The sequence below is a fragment of the Sporosarcina thermotolerans genome (genome assembly GCF_030067815.1).
Taxonomy (GTDB): domain Bacteria; phylum Bacillota; class Bacilli; order Bacillales_A; family Planococcaceae; genus Sporosarcina; species Sporosarcina thermotolerans.
On the sequence record NZ_CP125968.1, the window covers coordinates 3159984 to 3181741 of the forward strand.

Annotated in this window: 19 protein-coding genes and 3 pseudogenes; 1 reads left to right on the forward strand and 21 read right to left on the reverse strand. The window is 43.6% G+C overall.

From position 1 onward, the window contains the following. Positions 1-45 precede the first annotated feature (45 nt). From prfB to QNH10_RS17855, 12 genes are all read right to left on the reverse strand, one after another. A protein-coding gene (gene prfB / locus QNH10_RS17800; RefSeq protein WP_283734685.1) for a peptide chain release factor 2 occupies positions 46-1147 on the reverse strand; the annotation gives its coding sequence in 2 pieces (ribosomal slippage) (positions 46-1074 and positions 1076-1147; 1101 coding nt in all). A gap of 107 nt (positions 1148-1254) precedes the next feature. Continuing rightward, positions 1255-3762 carry a preprotein translocase subunit SecA gene (gene secA / locus QNH10_RS17805; protein ID WP_283732626.1) on the reverse strand — a complete coding sequence of 836 codons (2508 nt, stop codon included), beginning with the start codon at positions 3760-3762 and terminating at the stop codon, positions 1255-1257. A 354-nt stretch (positions 3763-4116) separates the two neighbouring features. Continuing rightward, complete coding sequence (hpf, locus tag QNH10_RS17810; protein ID WP_283732627.1) at positions 4117-4680, reverse strand: ribosome hibernation-promoting factor, HPF/YfiA family; 564 nt, start codon at positions 4678-4680, stop codon at positions 4117-4119. A 107-nt stretch (positions 4681-4787) separates the two neighbouring features. Continuing rightward, positions 4788-5189, reverse strand: coding sequence for a PilZ domain-containing protein (locus tag QNH10_RS17815; RefSeq protein WP_283732628.1), 402 nt, complete (start codon positions 5187-5189; stop codon positions 4788-4790). Between the two features lie 57 nt (positions 5190-5246). Then, positions 5247-6125: a methyl-accepting chemotaxis protein gene (locus QNH10_RS17820; RefSeq protein WP_283732629.1), complete on the reverse strand. Its 879-nt coding sequence runs from the start codon at positions 6123-6125 to the stop codon at positions 5247-5249. A 23-nt stretch (positions 6126-6148) separates the two neighbouring features. Further along, the gene (locus QNH10_RS17825; RefSeq protein WP_283732630.1) at positions 6149-6736 is read right to left on the reverse strand and encodes a hypothetical protein; all 588 of its coding nucleotides are present in this window, start codon (positions 6734-6736) and stop codon (positions 6149-6151) included. Positions 6737-6893: 157 nt separating this feature from the next. Beyond that, complete coding sequence (gene fliT / locus QNH10_RS17830; protein WP_283732631.1) at positions 6894-7247, reverse strand: flagellar protein FliT; 354 nt, start codon at positions 7245-7247, stop codon at positions 6894-6896. Beyond that, complete coding sequence (fliS, locus tag QNH10_RS17835) at positions 7244-7645, reverse strand: flagellar export chaperone FliS (protein WP_283732632.1); 402 nt, start codon at positions 7643-7645, stop codon at positions 7244-7246. Before fliS ends, fliT begins: the two co-directional genes overlap by 4 nt. Positions 7646-7703: 58 nt before the next feature. Further along, the gene (fliD, locus tag QNH10_RS17840) at positions 7704-8414 is read right to left on the reverse strand and encodes a flagellar filament capping protein FliD (protein ID WP_283732633.1); all 711 of its coding nucleotides are present in this window, start codon (positions 8412-8414) and stop codon (positions 7704-7706) included. Then, positions 8380-9204: a flagellar cap protein FliD N-terminal domain-containing protein gene (locus QNH10_RS17845; RefSeq protein ID WP_283732634.1), complete on the reverse strand. Its 825-nt coding sequence runs from the start codon at positions 9202-9204 to the stop codon at positions 8380-8382. Before QNH10_RS17845 ends, fliD begins: the two co-directional genes overlap by 35 nt. Positions 9205-9219: 15 nt before the next feature. Then, positions 9220-9591, reverse strand: coding sequence for a flagellar protein FlaG (gene flaG, locus QNH10_RS17850; RefSeq protein WP_283732635.1), 372 nt, complete (start codon positions 9589-9591; stop codon positions 9220-9222). Positions 9592-9761: 170 nt separating this feature from the next. Next, complete coding sequence (locus tag QNH10_RS17855) at positions 9762-11363, reverse strand: gamma-glutamyltransferase family protein (protein WP_283732636.1); 1602 nt, start codon at positions 11361-11363, stop codon at positions 9762-9764. Between the two features lie 266 nt (positions 11364-11629). On the opposite strand from QNH10_RS17855, the gene QNH10_RS17860 reads away from it, so the two are divergent. Next, positions 11630-11815, forward strand: coding sequence for a hypothetical protein (locus QNH10_RS17860; protein WP_283732637.1), 186 nt, complete (start codon positions 11630-11632; stop codon positions 11813-11815). A gap of 581 nt (positions 11816-12396) precedes the next feature. On the opposite strand, the gene QNH10_RS17865 is transcribed toward QNH10_RS17860, so the two are convergent. The 9 genes and pseudogenes from QNH10_RS17865 to QNH10_RS17905 all read right to left on the reverse strand — a co-directional run bounded on the left by QNH10_RS17865 (position 12397) and on the right by QNH10_RS17905 (position 21267). Next, the gene (locus QNH10_RS17865; RefSeq protein ID WP_283732638.1) at positions 12397-13872 is read right to left on the reverse strand and encodes an acyl-CoA synthetase; all 1476 of its coding nucleotides are present in this window, start codon (positions 13870-13872) and stop codon (positions 12397-12399) included. A 19-nt stretch (positions 13873-13891) separates the two neighbouring features. Continuing rightward, positions 13892-14632: a beta-ketoacyl-ACP reductase gene (locus QNH10_RS17870; protein ID WP_283732639.1), complete on the reverse strand. Its 741-nt coding sequence runs from the start codon at positions 14630-14632 to the stop codon at positions 13892-13894. Positions 14633-14644: 12 nt separating this feature from the next. Continuing rightward, positions 14645-15541 (reverse strand): intracellular short-chain-length polyhydroxyalkanoate depolymerase, encoded by an 897-nt coding sequence (gene phaZ, locus QNH10_RS17875; RefSeq protein WP_283732640.1) that lies wholly within the window; start codon positions 15539-15541, stop codon positions 14645-14647. Then, positions 15532-16560 carry a 3-oxoacyl-ACP synthase gene (locus tag QNH10_RS17880; RefSeq protein WP_283732641.1) on the reverse strand — a complete coding sequence of 343 codons (1029 nt, stop codon included), beginning with the start codon at positions 16558-16560 and terminating at the stop codon, positions 15532-15534. The genes phaZ and QNH10_RS17880 overlap by 10 nt, the downstream gene beginning before the upstream one ends. Beyond that, positions 16560-17560: pseudogene (locus QNH10_RS17885) on the reverse strand (branched-chain amino acid ABC transporter permease). The gene QNH10_RS17880 and the pseudogene QNH10_RS17885 overlap by 1 nt, the downstream one beginning before the upstream one ends. 4 nt (positions 17561-17564) lie before the next feature. Then, positions 17565-18424 (reverse strand): annotated as a pseudogene (locus tag QNH10_RS17890) (branched-chain amino acid ABC transporter permease). A gap of 13 nt (positions 18425-18437) precedes the next feature. Next, a complete protein-coding gene (locus QNH10_RS17895) occupies positions 18438-19145 on the reverse strand; it encodes an ABC transporter ATP-binding protein (RefSeq protein WP_283734686.1) in 708 nt (235 codons plus the stop codon). After that, positions 19123-19897: pseudogene (locus QNH10_RS17900) on the reverse strand (ABC transporter ATP-binding protein). Before QNH10_RS17900 ends, QNH10_RS17895 begins: the two are co-directional and overlap by 23 nt. 98 nt (positions 19898-19995) lie before the next feature. Continuing rightward, the gene (locus QNH10_RS17905; protein WP_283732642.1) at positions 19996-21267 is read right to left on the reverse strand and encodes a substrate-binding domain-containing protein; all 1272 of its coding nucleotides are present in this window, start codon (positions 21265-21267) and stop codon (positions 19996-19998) included. Between the last annotated feature and the right edge of the window lie 491 nt (positions 21268-21758).

Consider the following 21758-nt stretch of genomic DNA (forward strand, 5'->3'; position numbering starts at 1 on the left):
AACTCAAAATAAAAAAGCGCACCGAAGTGCACTTTTTTGTCTGTCTTATGAAATTCTAGAGCGTAAATACGCATTGATGAACAGGTCGATTTCTCCGTCCATGACAGCACCAACGTTACCTGTTTCCTCATTCGTACGGTGATCTTTAACCATGGAATATGGGTGGAATACATAAGAACGGATTTGGCTTCCCCAACCGATTTCTTTTTGCTCTCCACGGATTTCAAGAAGTCTTGCCTCTTCTTCCTCGCGTTTGATTTGATAAATTTTCGCTTTCAACAAGTTGATGGCGCGTTCACGGTTTTTGATTTGTGACCGTTCTGTTTGACAGGTAACGATTGCACCTGTCGGGATATGCGTCATACGGACTGCTGAATCAGTCGTGTTGACGTGCTGTCCGCCCGCTCCACTTGAACGGTATGTGTCGACTTTTACGTCTTCCATTTTCAAGTCAATATCGACGTCACCGTCAAATTCAGGCATGACTTCGATTGATGAAAATGACGTATGACGTCTACCTGACGAATCAAAAGGCGAAATACGTACAAGACGGTGAACGCCTTTTTCGGCTTTCAAATAGCCATATGCATTATGTCCTTTAATCGATAGTGTGACCGATTTGACACCCGCTTCATCACCCGCCTGATAATCAAGCGTTTCTACTTTGAAGCCTTGGTGCTCGGCCCAACGTGTGTACATGCGAAGCAGCATGGATGCCCAGTCCTGGGATTCCGTTCCGCCTGCGCCTGAATGGATTTCAAGGACTGCATTGCTTCTATCGTATTCATCACTCAAAAGCATTTGGAGATCGAAGTCTTCCATTTTTTTCTTGAATTCTTTTAGTTCGGCAAAGAGCTCTTCTTGTAACTCTTCATCGGCTTCTTCACGAAGCAATTCCAATGTCATTTCAAGATTTTCTTGCGTGTCGTTGAGTTCGTTAAATTCACCGACTGTATCTTTCAATGCATTCGATTCGGAAATGACTTTTTGCGCGGAATCCTGGTTATCCCAGAAGCCTGGCTCAAGCATGATTTCGTCGAGTTCTTGCATACGTGCCTCTTTGTTTTCTAAGTCAAAGAGACCCCCTGAAGTCCGCTAATTTCTTAGCTGTTTTGTCAAGCTCGTTCCGAACATCGGATAATTCCATCATAGTTGTTTCCTCCTGAAAGTAAATAAAATGAAAACTTCCATCAGTAAAACGCAATCTGCGTAATACCGATGGGAAGTTAATATTACATGTTATATGACTATTTGTCAGCCTTTGCCATGGCAGTTTTTGTACTTTTTGCCGCTTCCGCAAGGGCATGGGTCGTTACGGCCGATGTTGACTGCGCGGCGGACAGGTTTTTTAGTAACTTTTTCGCCATCCTCTTTTGGATTGACGGCCTGACCTTTTACAACTTCTTCACGCTCTAAGTTGTTGCGGATTTCAGCTTTCATCACATATTTTGATGCATCATTTTCAATAGATGCTACCATATCCTCAAACATGGAGAAACCTTCAGCCTGGTACTCACGTAGTGGATCAGTTTGACCGTAAGCACGTAAGTGGATTCCGTGACGTAATTGGTCCATTGCGTCAATATGATCCGTCCACTTCGAATCGATTGCGCGGAGTAGGATGACCTTCTCGAACTCACGCATGCGGTCATCCGACATTTCGGCTTCCTTCTCATTATATCGTTCAATGACCGCATCGTGAATTAAAGTTTTCAATTCTTCCGCGGATTTCCCTTCCAATTGAGCGACAGTTAGACGACCTTCCGGCAAAAGGTTTGCCCCAAGGAAATCTTCAAGTCCTTTCAAATTCCATTCAGCATCTTTTTCATCCGGTGCATGCATTGCAATGACTCGATCGATGACATTTGATAACATGCCTTCGAGTATTTCACGGATATTTTCGGATGCAAGAACTTCATTACGTTCTTTATAAATGATTTCACGTTGTTGGCGCAATACATCATCATATTGCAGCAAACGTTTCCGGGAATCGAAGTTATTCCCTTCCACACGTTTTTGTGCAGATTCAACTGAACGTGACACCATTTTTGATTGGATTGGCGTCGTATCGTCCATACCAAGCTTCGTCATCATGCCTTTCATTTGCTCAGAACCAAAACGGCGCATCAATTCATCTTCAAGGGAAAGGTAGAACTGAGTGACACCTGGATCTCCTTGACGGCCTGAACGACCACGAAGCTGGTTATCGATCCGTCGTGATTCATGTCGCTCTGTACCGATTACTGCGAGTCCACCAAGGTCTTGAACACCTTCACCAAGCTTGATGTCCGTACCACGGCCCGCCATGTTCGTTGCAATTGTAACGGCGCCTTTTTGACCTGCTTCCAAAATGATATCCGCTTCACGACCATGGTTTTTCGCATTCAATACATTATGTGGAATACCGTACTTTTTCAAGTAATTCGAGATGATTTCAGATGTTTCAATCGCTACTGTACCAACGAGAACCGGTTGCCCTTTTTTATGGCGCTCCCGAATATCCTCAGCAACAGCCTTGTATTTTCCATCCATCGATGCATAGATCAAATCCGGACGGTCATCACGCGCGATTGGTCGGTTCGTCGGAATGGCAATGACATTCATATTGTAAATATTACGGAATTCTTCCTCTTCCGTTTTTGCAGTACCCGTCATCCCGGAGAGCTTGTCATACATTCTGAAGAAGTTCTGGAAAGTGATTGTCGCAAGCGTCATCGTTTCATTTTGAACTTCCAAGCCTTCCTTCGCTTCGATTGCCTGATGCAAGCCATCACTGTAACGACGGCCGCTCATCAAACGACCTGTGAATGAATCGACGATAACTACTTCGCCTTCCTGGACGACATAATCGACGTCAATATGCATACTTGCATGGGCTTTCAATGATTGGTTGATCGCATGGTTTAACGTAACATGCTGCAAATCAAACAAGTTTTCGATGCCGAAAGCTTTTTCGGCTTTATCAACACCGGATTCCGTCAGTACGACGCCCTTCGTTGATTCGTCATAGGAATAATCCTCTTCTTTTTTCAACGTCATGACAAAACGGTTAGCCAAACGGTAAAGCTCGGCCGATTTAGCCGCCTGTCCTGAAATGATCAAAGGCGTACGCGCTTCATCGATCAAAATTGAGTCAACTTCGTCAATGACCGCATAATGAAGCGGCCGTTGCACTTTATGTTCATCATATAAAACCATGTTGTCACGTAAATAGTCGAATCCAAGCTCATTATTCGTTGTATACGTAATGTCAGCAGTATATGCTTCGCGCTTTTCCTCTTTTGACAAGCTGTTCAAGTTCAAGCCTACAGTCAGTCCAAGGAATTCAAATAGCTCTCCCATTTCATTCGCATCACGGCTTGCAAGGTATTCGTTCACCGTTACGACATGGACGCCTTTTCCTTCAAGTGCATTTAAATAAACGGAGAGTGTTGAAGTCAATGTTTTACCTTCACCGGTCTTCATCTCCGCGATATTTCCTTCATTCAACGCGGCAGCACCCATGATTTGTACACGGAACGGATACATGCCAAGGACGCGTCGTGAAGCTTCACGGACGACTGCAAATGCTTCTGGCTGGATTTCTTCAATTGTTTCACCATTTGCAACTCGCTCTTGGAATTCTGCCGTTTTCTCTTTTAACTGCTCATCGGAAAGTTGTTCCATTTCCGCAGCATGGGATTCAACGTTATCTGCAATTTTTTCAAGACGTTTTAAATCTCTTTTATTCGGATCAAACATTTTATTCAATACGCCAAGCATTTAGGTCACATCCTCATTAAGTTCACCCTTCATTTTAACATTGTAAAAAGCACCGTGCAAATAGTCGGAGCAATTTGTAAAGGGTTTATTTTAAATATATCAATAGATTAACATATAAATAAACCGTTGCTTTCCGTTTCAGGCGGACGCTTTCCGGGGCACGGCTTCAATCTCCTCGTCGCTTCGCTCCTGCGGGGCTTTCAGCTCGCGCTGTTCCCCCTGGAGTCGCCGCCTTCCACTCCAAGCAACTAATTTCTGTCTACATATATTGGACGGTTCTAAAAATGGGGCAAGTTTCCCCACGAAATATTCAAAAGACCCCCGCATTTCTCCGGGGGTCGAGATTTATTTAATTCAGTTTGTTTCGATCAAACCGTATTTCCCGTCTTTTCGTTTGTAAACGATATTAGTATCTTCTGATTCGGAATCAGTGAAGATGAAGAAATTATGGCCAAGCATGTTCATCTGAAGGATTGCTTCTTCTTGGTCCATCGGTTTCAAGTCGAATTGTTTTGTGCGGACGACTTGGAACTCGAAGTCTTCATTCACAGTCTCTTCTTCGTTGTTATTTTTCTCTTTTCCGACGGATTGTAAGAAAGCTGCTACGCCTTCTTTTTCGCGGAACTTACGGTTCACTTTTGTTTTGTATTTTCGAATTTGACGTTCTAATTTGTCTACGATCAAGTCGATTGCAGCGTACATATCTTCGTGCCGTTCTTCAGCACGCAGTGTCAAGTTTTTCATAGGAATTGTGATTTCCACTTTTGTCTGTCTGTCATTATACACTTTCAAATTGACATTAGCGGTTGCATTTGCACCTTCTGTGAAATATCTTTCGAGCTTTTGTACTTTTTTCTCGACGTACTCACGAATTGCTGGAGTTACCTCGGTTTCCCCCCGGATGTTAAAGTCTAACATATGAACTCCTCCTTTGATTAACCGATACTATATACTTCTACATCTATATTTTAATTTCCTTCTTTTATTCGAAGGAAAAATTAAAATCTTGTCAATTGTGGCGAAAATCATCTTGTTGGAGGATTTTCGCCTCTTTTTTCAATAGCCGCTCCGATTTCCGTCCGTCTGCGCAGCTTTAGTTCATCAAGAATTAGTTTTTCAGTTGAAGCGTCTTCAATAAATTTGATGCCGTAACGGATTCCATCGATACCCCGCCTTTTCCATACTATTTCTCCGATGACATTAATATTCGCTTCATAAATCACGAAGTTAAGTCGTAGACGTACAGGCCCAGTATCCGTCGGTATATCTAAACTCGAAATAAGTTTCGTACCGCCAGTGCTGATATCCAAAAGCATGCAATTGCCTGGATTGGATTCATTCGATGATCCCTCGACTAAGATGCGAAAAGTTGCTGATAGGGGGTTGTCGAAAGTATGCCTGAAATATTCATGACGTTTGTATTGCATGTCCCCACCCCGTTCCATTTCCTTTCCTTATATTCATTATACCAAATGAACTGATTTTTATCGACTTTCAGCCAACTCTTTTGTCCTCTTCATCGTTCCTTCAAGCGTTAGCACGATTTGTTCATTATCTGCAACCGTCGTATGCACTGTGGCATTGACTTCTTCAAGTGATGCGCTTGATTGTCCTAGTAAATCGGCAAACGTTCCGGTGGTGTTACCGATTTCCGAAGTATCAATTGAAATCATCTTAGTTTTTGTATCAAACATCAAAAGATTCTCGTGCAAAAGACCTAACGTTTGATGCATGGACTCGATTTTTGATTCAGCATCGATTGTTATCAGGCCTTGCGACTTTAATTTATCGGTGCTTGCTGTTAAATTCTTTTGAGATTGTCTATTCATTTTATTTACATCTGTCAGGTTGTTATTAATTTCATTTAGCGTTTCAGCTGTAGTTTGTGCAAGTTTCCGTATTTCCTCGGCTACGACGGCGAACCCTCTTCCATGATCTCCGGCCCGTGCCGCTTCAATTGACGCATTCAATGCCAATAAATTCGTCTGTTCGGTAATGGAGGCAATCGATTTTGCTAATGCATTTGTTTTTTCGATATTTCGAGTTAGCAGGCCGAATGATCCATTCAATTCATTCAAAAGCTGCTCCACTTCTTCCATTCCATTTCGAACGCTACGCATCAGGCTTACGATTTCATCCGACTCAGATCGCAATTCTGCCGCATCTTTAAACATCGACTGCGTTTCGATTTGCATATTTGCCACATCGTTTTGCACCCGTTCTGTATTTTGCGCAATCCTGCTAATCTGCTCGGCTTCCCGTTCAACACTTGCTGCGATGTCATCCATAATTTCTAATAATTCTTTTTGAGAAGTCCAGTGCCGCTTTGCAGTATGTGCGATTGAGACTAAATCATCCGCCACTTTCTCTACGTTTTCATTCAGAGTTAGATGCTTATATTCTTCCTCTTTGCACGTTTCTCCTGCTCCACTGTAAATACATTCACTTGCTCCTCAAGCTTTTTTGTCTGCTTAATTTGAATGAAAAAACCTGCCGCGAGCAAAATAAGTGGCAACATGAGACTTCCTTTGCTTGACGCAATCTGTTCCTGATATGGATAATTCATTAAAAAAATAATCATTACAGCAATCGATAGGGCAAAACCATATGTCATAATCCGCATGGACACATGCACACTGGCAATGCCAGCGATGAAAAATGCGATTCCAGCGGTTACGATGGAAGGATCACCAACTACACCATTGAAAATCGTTGCAAACGCTGTGATGCCAATGATGATCCATGGAAACAGTTTCTCGAAAAACAAGATTTTTTTGGATAAAAGAAATACGATGATTGACGTCGTCAGAGGAATTGTCATGCTAATCGTTTTTAATGCATCCTGACCGGTTAGATAATAATAAATTGCCCCTATTAAACTTGAAGCACCAAGCGTTACGAATAAAATAAAATTTTTCTTAGAAAATTGCTCATACATGAGCTTTTCCACATCTCCTACTCCCATTTTTTTCATTCCCCCTTTTAAGTTATTGTTAACCCCATTATGTTATTTTCAATGTACCATGAATAGTGAAATAGTTGTAGATGAAAAGTGGGAGTTTTGACGTAATGGTGTTGTTTTTAGTAGAGTACCGACAAAAAAAGCCAATCAGTGTGAACTGATTAGCCCTTCATCGCTTCGTGTCGTAAAATGTTCCATCCCTCGCCACATTGGCATATGGGTTAATGTAACTTTTCATATGATCTTTCTTGGACTGTGCAGCGGTTATATCGGTGCGGATATGCTTTGTGAATGTAGAAAGTCCCTTCACAACCTGCTGTTCCAATCCGACTATAACCCTTCCCAATTCTTCTTCTTCCGCTGTGAAAGGAGCGACAATATCCATTTGTAATAAATCTCTTTCATCCAATAGCCGATCGATTTCCTCAATTACAGCGTCTCGATTTTCTTCATCTGTTCGACTCGTTAATGACAGGAGTTGCTGCGCCGTTTCCTGCCAACGTATCATTGACGACCGGATCATATTCCATCCATATTCGCGTATTGCTTCGAACGATTTATTTGAATGACTTGCTTCCACGTATCGCGAAACTCCGTGATGATTTCTGCCGCTTCATCATACATCTTATTGTCGTTTTTAATATTTCCTTCAATAAGTCGGTGATTGACGAACTCATACAACACCGTCATATTCTCTGAAATCGGTACTGACCGATCAAGCGTCACCACTAACTCGTTTACGATTGCCTGCGCCTTCTGCGTCGCTATATTCTTTTCCTCGATATTTCCTTGTTCCAAAGCCCTTTTTGCCTGATGGATGAATTTCAAACATCCGTTGTATAACATAAGCGTCAATTCACCAGGCGTCGATGTATTCACTGAATTGTTCTGATACATTGCATATGGATTATTAATTGCCATTGGTTTTATTCTCCTTTAAAGGTTTCCACTGTTACGGACATCTTTACCCCATTTATAATTACTGACCAAACATATTCATCATGTTAGCGGATTGGGCATTGGCCTTTTGAATCGCTTTTTCCATTGCAGTGAACTGCCTCCAATATCGATCCTCCATCATTTTCAGACGATCTTCGAAGCGGTCGATTTGCTGGTTCATGCTTTTCAAGCTGCGTCCCATTGCGAAGTTATCACTCACTGTACCGGTTGTGCCCGCTTTTTCTGAAATAACTGCATTGAAACCATCCATAGTTTTACGGAACTGAATAGCAATTCCACCCTTGTCTGTATCTGTAGCAGATTTCGCAAACAATTCGTAGACTTGGTTCGGATTTTCAGTGATTGCTTTTCTTAAATCATCTTCATTGATTGCCAGCTTTCCATTTTCTTTGAAGTCCTTGATTGGTTCTATTCCAATCTTTTTCAAACTGATAAATTCACCATTTGAAGTTTCCACTTGACTACTCATCAATTGCCTAAGATTTGTTAATAAACTTGCTATCGTAGGATCATTCCGTAGCGTACCGCTCATCGCCTTTTCTTCCCAAAGTTCAATTTCTTTTTCCTTCATATCTTTCTTCTGTTCATCCGAAAGAGGTTGGAAGTTTCGATACTTTGGTTCACGGATTTTCTCATTCAATTCTTCGATCAATTTATTATAGTCATCAACGAATTTGACGACGGATTCTACGATTTTATCGGTATCCGGCGGAGCTGAAGGTGACTTCATCAGTAGTTACTTGTTTTAGATTCACTTCAAAACCATTGATTGTAAAGGTATTAGATGCACGTTGTGTTTTAAGCCCATTAAATATAAATTCAGCATTATTACCGGCGGTAAATTTAGGTGAATTGTCATCATCTGGATCATGGGTGCCAGTTAGCTTTAAAACATCACCTAATTTACCTTCAATGACTATACTCGGAGTACCAACATCACCTTTAAGCGCACCGCTGTTTTTAGCAGTCATTGCTATTTTACCTGTATATTCATCAAAAAAAGCATTAACGCCAGTTTCACTATTGATTTTCTTAATTACAGAGTCAATTGTATCTGTTGCGGAAAACTTTAATTCCTTTACTTCTCCCAATTCACCATTCTTATCTATCGCTCTTACTTTAATAATCTTTTCTCCATCATAGCCTTCTAACTGTTCTAACCTTGTTGAGCCTTTTACGTTCGTAAGCATGCCCCCTTGCAAACTCGCCTGAGTTGCCAACTTGTCTACTTTAATCGTCCCCGCAAACTCACTAATCGCACTTAGTCCCTTAATCCCCACAGCATTCGGATTCGATATATTAACCGTCTTCTGCATAAACGTCGACTGACGCCCCATTGTATCGGTTACTTTATATTTCAGGTCCGTTATATTTCTATTCACACTCCGATAATCATCCATCTGCCACTCCGTATATTGCTTCTTCTGAGTGATTTTCTCGAGTGGGATTCGATGTGCCTTCATCATATCCCTTATGATTTGTTCCGTATCCATGCCTGTTGCTAAACCGCTAATTCGCATACTGTTTCAACCTCCTCAGATTTTCCGGTCGATGAGTACTCCGACAAATTCCCTCATGGCCGCGTAGGTATCCATTAGCTTTTTTGAAGGAATTTCTCGGACGACTTCGTCTGTTTTCTGGTCTATAATTACGACGTAATATTCATTTAATTTATCATGTAATTTAAAGCGTAACTGTGTGTTTGCACTTTCAAGGAATTTATTCATGCTATCGGTCACTTGCCGAGCTTTTTCGATTGGCAGCTGCTGCCCTTCTTGTGATTGCTCCTGAACATTTACAGATATAGCTTGTACTTCCGCGACTTTCGAATTCTTTTCAGGTGCCGCACTTTCCAATTTCGCCCTTATTTGTTGTGTGCCACTTGCATCCCCAATGCGTCCGACCATCTTCCCAACCTCCTGTGAATAAGAAATTCATTACCCTTTGTATCGGCTAAACTAACTATAAGTTGAGTAAACAGCTAAAAAATAACATGCATACTTTGTAAACATAAAAACACCTCCCCAACCGGATTTCATATGAAACCGGTTGAGGAGGTGCTGCCTATGTTATTTATTTACCAAGCGACTATTGTTCCATCTGTTCTTGATTCGGTTCCGCCCGCAAGGACGCCAGTTTCCGGATTGCGCCAAATGATTTGACCTCTACCGAACGAACCGTTATCCAGTGTAGGCACGATCTGATGCCCTAATCTTGTTAGTGCCTGTGCAAGGTGATTCGGGAAATTTGGTTCGACATGCACTTTATTCCCCTCGATCCATTGCCAACGCGGAGCATCCAATGTAGCTTGCGGATTCAAGTGATAGTCGATCGTATTGACGACAACTTGGAAATGGCCTTGAGGTTGCATGAAGCCACCCATGATTCCGAATGGTCCGACAGCCTTTCCGTCTTTCGTCAGGAATCCAGGGATGATTGTGTTGTACGTACGTTTCCCTGGTTTCAACGCATTTGGATGCGATGGGTCCAATGAGAAGTCCACCCCCCGGTTTTGAAGTGCAATTCCAGTTCCCGGCACGACGATTCCCGAGCCGAAGCCCATATAATTCGATTGGATGAATGAAACCATATTACCTTCCTCGTCTGCAGTCGCCAAATAGACCGTTCCGCTTTTCGGTAATTCATATGGATCTGGAATTGTTGCCCTGTCCGTAAGTTTAGACGCACGCTGCTTTGCATATTCCTTCGACAGCAAGTGGGCAACGTCTATTGGCATATCTTTTTCTTCGGTAATGAATGCTTTACCGTCTGTAAATGCCAGTTTCATCGCTTCAATCTGTTCGTGTAATGTACGTACATCATTCGGGACCGGCGGGTTCATCTCAGCATAGATGTTTAATGCCATTAGCGTAATCATGCCTTGACCGTTCGGAGGGATTTCCCAAACATCATAGCCTTTATAATTTGTCGAGATTGGATTGACCCATTCGACTTTGAAATTTTCAAGATCCGACTTTCGTAAATAACCATTGTTCGCTGCCACATGTTCGTGAATCGCATCTGCTAATTCACCTTTGTAAAAGGACTCGGCATTCGTTTCGCCAATTTCCCTCAATGTTTTCGCGTGCCCTGGAGACTTCCACATTTCCCCTGTTGCTGGTGCTCTCCCATCGGGTGCGAACGTTTTGAACCATTCGTCAAATTCCGAGGAATCAAGTGATTTGAAGCGATTATATGCAATTCGCCAATACTTTCCTAAAATAGGTGTTAACGGATAACCTTCTTCTGCATAACGTATTGCAGGTGTTAAAGCTTCAATTAAAGGAAGCTTACCAAACCGTTTTGATAGCTCAGCCCAAGCTGCCGGCACCCCGGGTATTGTAATTGGTTTGAATCCCCAAGTTGGAATTTTCTCATGTCCGTCTTCTTTAAATGCATCTATCGTCATTGCTTCCGGCGCCTGTCCGGATGCATTTAATCCGTATAGTGTATCCTTCATCCAGACAAGTGCAAACGCGTCTCCCCCGATTCCGTTCGAAGTAGGCTCAACAACTGTCAGTGCAGCAGCCGTTGCGATTGCCGCGTCCACCGCGTTGCCCCCTTTTTGCATTACCTCGATACCCGCTTGTGCAGCAAGTGGTTGAGAGGTTGCCACCATTCCCTTTCTTGCGAACGCGGTATGACGAATTGTTGCATACGGATTGTACAGGTAGTCCATTTCAATTCCCCCATTATAGATAAATGATTATTATAAATTCTATTATAATGGAAGATTGCTATAAATAGTTCAAAAATTATTTAGATTCCCTAAGTATTATTAAGAAATCTCATTTTTTATAACTACAACATCAAAATTTTCTATTTTAAAGTGATCTCCCCTGTGCATAAACCTCCATACGTCAATGTTACTTGCGTATTGTAATGAGAGGGGAATTTTTAGTTACCTTTCTCTCAAATCCACTTCAGGAGAAGGGAGGAATGGACATGTTATTTTTTGAAGATGAAATCGAAAAAGTGAAGAATAAAGTCGGTAGCAAGATGTGGGGAAGTATGAGATTACAAGACCCCCGGATAAATGGCCAATTACGAAAAGATCAGATGGCAAGGGATGCAGAAGCAAATAATACAAGAGAACGCCGAAACCGTCTGTTAAATAGGTATGATCCTTGATAAATATACTGGGATTGGGTTAACCCTGTGCCTATAATTTATAATCTGATAGTGAAAAACGCGGCCATATCGGGCTGCGTTTTTTTATTGTTAGGAGTTCCCGTAGAATGCATGGGACTTCCCGTAGAACGATGTTGACTTCCCATTAAATGCAGAAAACTTCCCGTAGAACACCGAGAACTTCCCATAGAACGACGAAGACTTCCCATAGAACACCGGGGACTTCCCGTAGAACACCGAGAACTTCCCATAGAACGCCGAAGACTTCCCGTAGAACGCAGGGGAGTTCCCATAGAACGCCGAAGACTTCCCGTAGAACGCAGGGGAGTTCCCATAGAACGCCGAAGACTTCCCGTAGAACGCCGGGACTTCTCATTTAACGTCGATGACTTCTCATTAATCACCGATGACTTCTCGTTTAGCGCTGAAGAGTTCTCATTCAATACCAAAGAGTTCTCATTAACTCCCATTAACTTCTCATTCATCGTCAAAGACTTCTCCTTTACTAAAAAAACCTCTCCCGTTACCCCCACAAAAAAAAGCGTCTCCAAGTCAAATTCCGACTTTTGAGGCGCTCTTGATTAAATCAGCATCTTGCATAAATACCCACTATCGATTTTGCCGACATGTGTTTTCGGTAGCTCATCTAAAATAACAATTTTCTTTGGAATCTTATAGGAAGCAAGTGTGGCTTTGCAATGCGCAATGACAGCGTCATGATACAAATCACTTTCAACAGCTACCACGAAAGCAACTACAATTTCTCCCCATTTATCATCCGCCATACCGACAACGGCTGCTTCGCGGATTCCGGAATAATTGATCAGACATTGCTCTACTTCTTGCGGATAGACGTTTTCCCCGCCAGTAATGATCATGTCTTTCTTTCTTCCGACGATGAATGTATCACCGTCCTCATCGATTTTAGCCAAATCACCTGTGCGGAGCCATCCATCCTGTACGACTTCTGATGTTTCACGTGGTTTATTCCAATATCCTGAAAATACATGGGGCCCCTTCACCAAAAGCTCGCCAATTTCGCCTTTTTCACAACGGTTTCCTTCTTCGTCCAACACCTGGATTTCATTGAATAACATACTTTTCCCAACAGAACCGACTTTACGTTCCGAATCTTCAGGGCGTATGAAAAAGTTATTCGGCCCTGCCTCCGTCAATCCGTATCCTTCCTTGAACCGCAACCCTTTTTTCCTGAAAGAACGATAAACCGTCGCTGGACATGGAGCTCCTCCGGATAAGAATACTTTCATTGAAGGAAACGAAGATTGGCGGAAGCACTCCGTCTGAATCATCATCTGATACATCGTCGGGACGAATAATGAAATCGTCGCTTCGTATTTATCTGTTACTTTCAAAGCTTCTTCCGGGTCAAATTGATGTCCGATAGCAACTGTTCCACCTGCCATCAGTAATGGGATGCTTAATGCATTTAATCCGCCCGTATGAAAAAGCGGCATGTAGTTGACGGTCGTATCATCTTCGGATAACCCCCAACTTATAATCGTATTCAACGCGTTCCAATTCACCGCATCATACGACAGCATGACACCTTTCGGCATACCGGTCGTGCCGCCAGTATAGATAATCATCCAAGGATCCGTATGATTCACCTTTTCCTCAAACGCCGAATTTTCGGGCATCCCTAACGACTCGATGACTGTAAGTGAGACGGAATCGGCAACTTTCAACCCAAATATCGATTCTTTAAAACTGTCATCGTAAACAACTAACACCGGCGTACAGTCCTCTAACAACGCCTGCAATTCCGGGCGGCTCATCCTCCAGTTCAACGGAACATACATCAGCCCGACTTGCTCGCACGCGAATAGAATGGCAAACAGCTCAGGTTTGTTCGGGGAATAAACGGCAATCCGTTCCCCTTTCGCAAACCCTCTTTCCCGGAAAAAGGAAGCCCACCGAATTATCCGATTTCGCAAATCCTTGTATGACCAGCGCACATCCGTATGGATATCGATTAACGCAATCCGATCAGGAGATAGTGCGGCCCTTTTCAATATCCAGCCTTGCTCATGGAACACGGTAGTCCCCCTCCCTCCATTACATCATTATTCCGCCGTCGACATGCAGGACATGTCCGTGTACATAGTCGGATTCTCCGCTTGCTAAAAACAAATACGCATTGGCGATATCTTCCGGTTTTCCAAGCCGTTGCAATGAAACCGCCGATTCCATCTGGTGTATGACTTTTTCAGGCATTTTACGAACCATCGCAGTCGCCGTGAATCCTGGCGCTACCGCATTTATGTTGATGCCTTTACGTCCGAACTCTTTTGCCCAAGTCTTCGTCATACCGATTACAGCCGCTTTCGTCGCGGCATAATTCGTCTGCCCGAAATTCCCGTAAACACCACTTACTGAAGACGTGTTGATGATTTTCCCTGCTCCAGCAGCAATCATATGTGGTACGACTGCTTGCGTGCAATTGAAGACGCCAGTAAGATTCACATCCAAGACACGCTGGAAATCTTCCGGCTCCATCTTCAGCAATGTAGCATCCTTCGTAATCCCTGCATTATTTATTAAAATATCAATCTTGCCATAGAGTTCAATTGTTTTTTCCGCTACCTGAGCAACGCTCTCACGGTCGACGACATTCACTTGACAGAAAGTGATTTCATACCCTTTTTCTTTGAATAAAACCTCTTGCTCCTTGCCCGCGGCTTCATCAAAATCGGCCATGATAACAGCTGCCCCTTCTTCAGCAAAACGCTCGCATGCAGCCAAACCGATGCCGTTCGCTCCTCCAGTAATAATTGCTACTTTCCCTTTTAGTCTCATTATGTCAGCTCCTTACGCCAAAAACGTTTCAATCGTCGAATTCAGTTTTTCCAAGTTATCCACAAGCGGGGAATGCCCCATATCCTCGAGCGATACAAACGTCGCATTGTCGCCAAGGTCTTCCATGATTTCTTTGGTCATTTGCTCTGTCACAACATAGTCACGGTCACCGCGAAGGACAAGTACGGGAATCGTAATATCTTTTGCCTGGTCACTGCCTTCATTGACGCCGTTATGAATTGGACTTATATTGAATGTGTTCAATGAATGGTAGACATCAGCCAAATTCCGTTGGGTTAGCATGTCGTCAACATACTCTTCGTATTTATCCGTAAGAGGTTGCTGATGAGTGTAGATCAACGCATTCCAAACTGCTTTTAAGCCATCCCGATTTTTTGAGTCATACAATCCTTGCATCGCCAACGTCTTTCCAGGATCCTGCTCAACGTCTTCGATTGTTTGCAAACGATGCTCAATGTCAGGGGTACCGTCCGTCTTCGTACCGAAAAACGGATAGCCCCTTGTGGATGCCGAAGCATTGAGGACAAGTTTTTCGCATTTACCCGGATGATCAGCAACATACTGCATGCAAACAGCCCCGCCCGTCGACCAGCCGATTAAGGAAAATTCCTTCAACCCTAACGCCTCGATGAAACCGTGCAAGTCCTCGGAGAAGTCCCGTATACCTGTAACTCTCTCAAAATATGTAGACTCTCCGAACCCGCGCATATCGAGTGCATAGATTTTATACTTCGAATCCATCTTGTCAATCAGGACGTCCCAATGCTTAGACGAGGTCATATTCCCATGGACGAGAACGACGTTTTTGTCGCCGCCATCCCGCTCCCGATATGCAATCTCTTCGTTGTTCTGCAACACGACTTTTTTTAATCCTGTTTTTAGTTCCATCCGTTATTCCTCCTCACATTTTCCCATTTCACGGTCACCGCACCCCATGCATAGCCGATTCCAGCGCTGACAAGGACTGCGAGATCACCGTCTTTCAATTTCCCTGCTGATTGAGCCAACTCCAATGAAAGGATTTGATCCATTTGGCCAATATGACCGAATTCATGCAAGTAAATAGATTGATCATCAGTTAGACCAAGCTCGCGCAACACATAATCATGCGCTGACCTTTTCATATGCAAAATAGCTAAATAGTCGATTTCCTTTTCGGTATATCCACTTTTTTGCAATGAACCCCGGATGACTTGAAGGAAGTTTTGCATCGATTTCTGTTCAAGCCTTGTTTTCATTCCAACTGGATCAAGTACATCAAGGCGATATAAACCATTATCCAAATCCTCGGTTGTCAGCGGCCTCTTTGTTCCCCCGACAGGAACGACGACATCTTCCGAGAATGAGCCATCCGTAATAAGTTCCGTTTCAAGTATGATGTTCTCCATATGATCACGACGTAAAATCATCGCCGCGCCGCCTGCCCCAAGGTTGAACATGAAGCGTGTCCGTTCATTTTCATAATCGATGAAGTCGCCATTACGGTCGCCGGCTAAAAGAACCGTCCGAATGGAAGGATCAGCCACCATAAGACTTTTCGCCACTTTTATCGCCATTATCGTCGTGCCGCAGCGGAGCGCCACATCGAATGCCCATGCATGATAGGCACCAATTTCCTCCTGCATCTTTATAGCAGCCGTCCATAATGGATATTCCTTATGCTCCTCACCGATATAGATGATGACATCAATTTCCTTCGGCTCGATCTGCCCTTTCCTCATCGCTTCACGAGCCGCCCAGATCCCCATCGCAACGGTATGATCATGCTCACCGGGAATTGGCTTTTCCGTAATACCCATCTTCTGTTTCACAACGTCGACGGGTAAATTAGCACGTTCTGCGATTTCTGCCGCAGTCATTTTTGTTTCAGGAATATAAACACCAGTGCTGACAATCCCGACGACCATTATGAAACCTCCTTCTTAGGTACAGTTTTTGCTCCATCCTTTTTCATCTTCCGTTTCCAGAATTGCTCCCGTATTGTTCCGACAACACCTCTCGGGAAGAAGACGACCGCTAAAATGTATACGATTCCGAAGAAAATGATCCACCGTTCGAAAATCGGATATTCTTTTGCCAAGCCTGATAAATAATACTGCGCTAATTCAATTACCCCTGCACCCACAATCGGGCCGATCAATGTCCCCACACCGCCGATGATCGTCATAAGTAACGCATCCAAAGTGATATCCATCGTCAGCACACTCGTATTGACAAACCGAAGCGATACGGCATACAACGAACCTGCCAAGCTCGCAATAACACCCGCAACGACTGAGGCAATCACTTTATAATGCAGTGGATTGAAGCCAAGGGAACTTGTTCGCTGTTCATTCTCCCTGACGGCAACAAGCACTCTTCCGAAAGGAGAATTCACAAATCTTCTTAGGAATACATAAACGAGTACAAGGCAAGCAAGAACGACAAGATAAAACATGACACGATCTTTGAAAAACTCCGGTGCTTTAAAAGTAAATCCGTCATTCCCCTGAGTCAATGTCCGCCATTTCTCCGCTAACACTAAAAACAATCCAGACACAGCGAGTGTCAACATCGCATAGAAGTGGCTTTTCAATCGCAATGTAAGTAAGCCGATGAAGAAACTGATCAATCCTGCAAGTAGCATGCCGACACCGATTGAAACGATGAACGTCCCCATAGTCGGCTCAATCCTCTTCAGCATGACTGCGGTCGTATATGCACCATCCCGAAGAACATCGCATGCCCGAATGAGACAATACCCGTATACCCAAGCAAAATATCATAGCTCATCGCAAGGATCGAAAAGATGAATATTTGCGTCAATAAAATAGTCCAAGTCCTTGAATCCGATACGAATGGGAAGATCGCAAGCGCGATTACAATAACGACAAGTAAGTAATGATTCAATTGAAATTTTCTTTTCATGCCGTCACCCCTTTGCCCTAAATAGCCCTTGCGGACGGAAGATTAATACGATTGCCATTAGCATCATATTGACCGCAAGTGAAAGTGCCGGAACGTAATAGGCCATATAACTTCCCGCTAACCCTACAAGGATAGCGGCTAATAGCGATCCAGAAAAACTGCCCATTCCACCGATAACAACAACGATGAACGCCAAAATCGCAAATTCAAATCCCATTTCTGCATAGATGACACCGGAATACGGGGCAAACAGTGCACCACCGAGTGCTGCAAGTGCCGCACCAGTCATGAATACATATAGGAATACGCGTTTAATGTTAATGCCAAGTGCCTGCACCATTTCTTTATTCATAACGCCCGCACGGACAACAAGACCGATTTTCGTTTTTTGCAACATGTATTGAAAAATGCCGAAGATAACAAACCCGACGATAATGATGAATAATCGGTACTTAATAATAAGGACATCCCCAAATTCCCAGCTACCTTCCAATTTCGGTGGCACTATCGCCCGTATTTGATTGGGCCCCCAAACAACTTTCAACAGCTCCGCCAACACAAGCATGAATCCAAGCGTTATAAGAATCTGCTGAACGTGATTCCCGTAAACCGGCGTGATGATAAGCTTCTCTGTAATGAATCCAAGGACTGCCCCCGTTACGATAGCACCTAAAATACCAAGAATAAAACTACCGGTAAGCGAATAAAACCAGACCGCGGAATAGGCACCCAGGCAAACAATCCACCATGCGCAAAGTTCAACACGCTCATCAAACCGAAAATAAGGGTCAATCCGGAAGCAAGTAGAAAGATGAGCATGCCCGTTGCCAAGCCATTGACCGTCAAATTGATAAGTAATTCCATCGTGCAACCCCCTTCACCCGATTCCCAAATATTTTCGTTTCAATTCTTCATTCCCTATCAAATCTTTCATCTCACCCGCATGCACCGTCGCACCGTCATCGATAAGTGTGTACCGGTCCCCAATCCTGCTTGCCATGATGAAATTCTGTTCAACAAGCACAATCGTCGTGCTTTTTTTCATTTCCGTAATAGCTTCCATCACTTTCTCGATGACAATAGGAGCAAGACCTTTCGAAGGTTCGTCGATCAACAGCAACTTGCTTTCATGGACGAAAGCCCTCGCCATCGCCAACATCTGTTTTTGTCCACCCGACAGATGCCCTCCATCTTTTTTCCAAAACGTCTTCAAATCAGGAAAGAGATCCAACACATATTCCTGTCGGGCAAGTGTTGCATCATCCTCTTTACGCATTGCTACTTTCATATTTTCCTCGACGGTCAAATCGGCGAAAATCCCTTGGTCTTCCGGAACATACCCGATGCCTGTATTGGCTATTGTATATGTAGGCTGTTTTTTGATGTCCTTGTCCTCAAAAAAAATTGTCCCTTTCGAAGCGGGTGTCAATCCCATAATTGTTTTCAATGTCGTCGTTTTCCCAGCCCCGTTACGCCCTAACAGCACACTCACTTCCCCTTCACGCGCTTCAAATGAAACACCTTGAAGGATATGATATTGCCCGATAAACGTATGGATTCCCTCAACTTTCAGCAAGGTTTTCATCATATAAGCCTCCCAGGTACGCGTTTTTGAACCGTCTCGTTGTTCATGATTTCCTCAGGGCTTCCGTCTGCAAGGAGTTTGCCGTTGAAAAGCACCATAATCGAATCCGATAGGTCGAGAATCATATCCATTTTATGTTCGATTAAAAGAATCGTCTTATCGCCCGTCTGTTTGATCGCTTTTATGACATCAAGGATGGCTGGCACTTCCTCAAGCGACATCCCAGCAGTCGGTTCATCTAATAAAAGTACTTCCGTATCAAGCGCCAAAAGCATCGCGATCTCTAACTTCCTTTTTTCTCCGTGGGATAACTGGCTCGCGATTGCGTGTTCCTTCCCTTGTAGCAAGACAACCCCAATCAGCCTTTGCGACTCTTCCAACAGCTTTTTATAATGAGTGAAATGCCGGTACATCTGATACCGGATCTTTTCCTTTGATTGGACCGCAAGGCGTACATTTTCAAGTACAGTCAAATTCGGGAATACGTTCGTAATTTGGAATGAACGTCCAAGACCTAACCGCGCTCGTGCGACGGAAGACATTGAAGTAATATTTTCCCCTTTGAAATAGACATCGCCTTCTGTTGCCTTCAGTTCTCCGCTTAGCAAATTAAAAAATGTAGTCTTACCTGCCCCATTCGGACCGATGATAGACTTCAACTGTTTGGCAGGCATTTCAAAATTCACTTTGGAAACTGCCGTATGTCCACCGAAGCGAATCGTCAAATTTTCTGTTTTAATGATCGGTTCCATATTGTTTCCTCCTTCCACCTGTTCAGCCCTTCTCGATTGGATGAAACAGGGGGATTTCATCCAATTGAGAAGGACAGTACAAACTGTCCTTCTTTCTTTTACTTATTCTGGATTGGTGGCTCAGTCTCCTCAGGTGACAATTCTCTGAGAAGTACAGGCACTGGATACGGAATGCCTTCTTGCTTTTCAAGTTTAATAGAGTAAAGTGTTTGCAATGCTTGGTGGTCTTCCGCACGGAAAGTCATCTTCCCTTTCGGTGTTTCGAAAGACATGCCTTCCATTACTTTTATCAACGTTTTGCCGTTAGCATCGCCATCTGATTTCTTCAATGCTTCTACAATCGCGATTGCTGCTGACATACCACCCGGTGTGAATAGATCCGGAACTTCACCGTTGTATCTTGCTTTATGTTCCTTCACTAGCCAATCATTGATTGGGTTGTTAGGAAGCGTGTGGTAGTAAACTGAGAATCCTTCCATGCCTACAAGTGGCTCCATGATGGATAGTGCCGGGATATCCGGTGCACCAGTCGAAATCTTGATGCCTTTTTCTTGCATCTTCAAATCAGCAATTTGGTTCCAAGGCGAGTTTGCACCTGCCCAAACGACAAACATATAATCCGGTTTTGCTTCAATGACCTTTTGCAAGTTCGAAGTGAAGTCAGTTGCAGCTGGATCAGCGAATTCCTCGATGATGACTTCTGCTCCTAAAGCTTCAGCCGCTTTTTTGAATGCTGCAATTCCATCCCATCCAAATGAATAGTCCGGTGCAAATGTAGCAATTTTCACTCCTGGTCCAGCAATCGCCGCAGCTCCAGCGACAGCATCCTGCGATGAGTTACGTCCCGTACGGAAAATGTATGGGTTGAACTCTGAACCTGTAATGCTATCCGCAACTGCCGGCTCGACGATCATGATTTTCTCGTATTCTTCAGCAAGTGGAAGAACGGCGAGTGTGTCACCAGAGCTGGATGATCCGACAAGGAAGTCGACTTCATCTTCTTCAAGTAGTTTTGTTGCTTTTTGTACTGCGACTTCTGGTTTTGTTTCTGTGTCTTCGTAGACGACTTCAATTTTCTTGCCTGCGACTATCATTGTTCCGCCTGTTGCATACTCAAGACCAAGTTCAAAGCCTTGCTTAGTTTGCTTTCCGTATGATTCAAGGGCGCCAGTAAGGGATGCGAGGACACCGATTTTGATTGTGCCTAATTCTTCCTCTTCCTCTTCTTCTTCGTTTTGATTTGACTGGTTTGTTGCTTTTTCGTCGTCATCCGTCTTTGTGGATGCTTCCCCTCCATCGGATTTGCTGCAAGCCGCCATAATGACCAGCATCATTGCGACCAATAAATACAACCATGATTTCTTCTTCATACTGCAACTCCTCTCTCCATCTGTTTTTGTAACCGCTTTCTTTCTGTCTATTACTCTATTCGATGATAGTTGCAAATCAGTTGCAAATCGAACCACGAAGAGTTCGATTTGCCGTATTTCTGCGCTCTTTGCAGAAATTAAGGCAAAGGTTAAAATTGGTCGTTGATTTTCGCTTCGGCGGACGCTTTCCGCGGGGCGCGGGTGATCCTCCTCGGTCGCTTCGCTCCACTGCGGGTCTCACCATTCGCGCTAAATCCCGCAGGAAAAGCCGTTACGAAGAACGGCTTTTGCGAACAAAAGCGAAGCGTTGAGAGCACATCTTTGCACTTCGCCGCCCTCCGCTGCAATCAACTAATTCTAATCAATTAGTAACTTCTTTATTTAAGGGCTTTATCAGTAAAAGGCACTTGGCGCATCAGTAGGTCCCCAATTTCATACAAAGACCTGCGTGAATGAAATTACTTGGGACTTCCCGTAGAATGTAGATGACT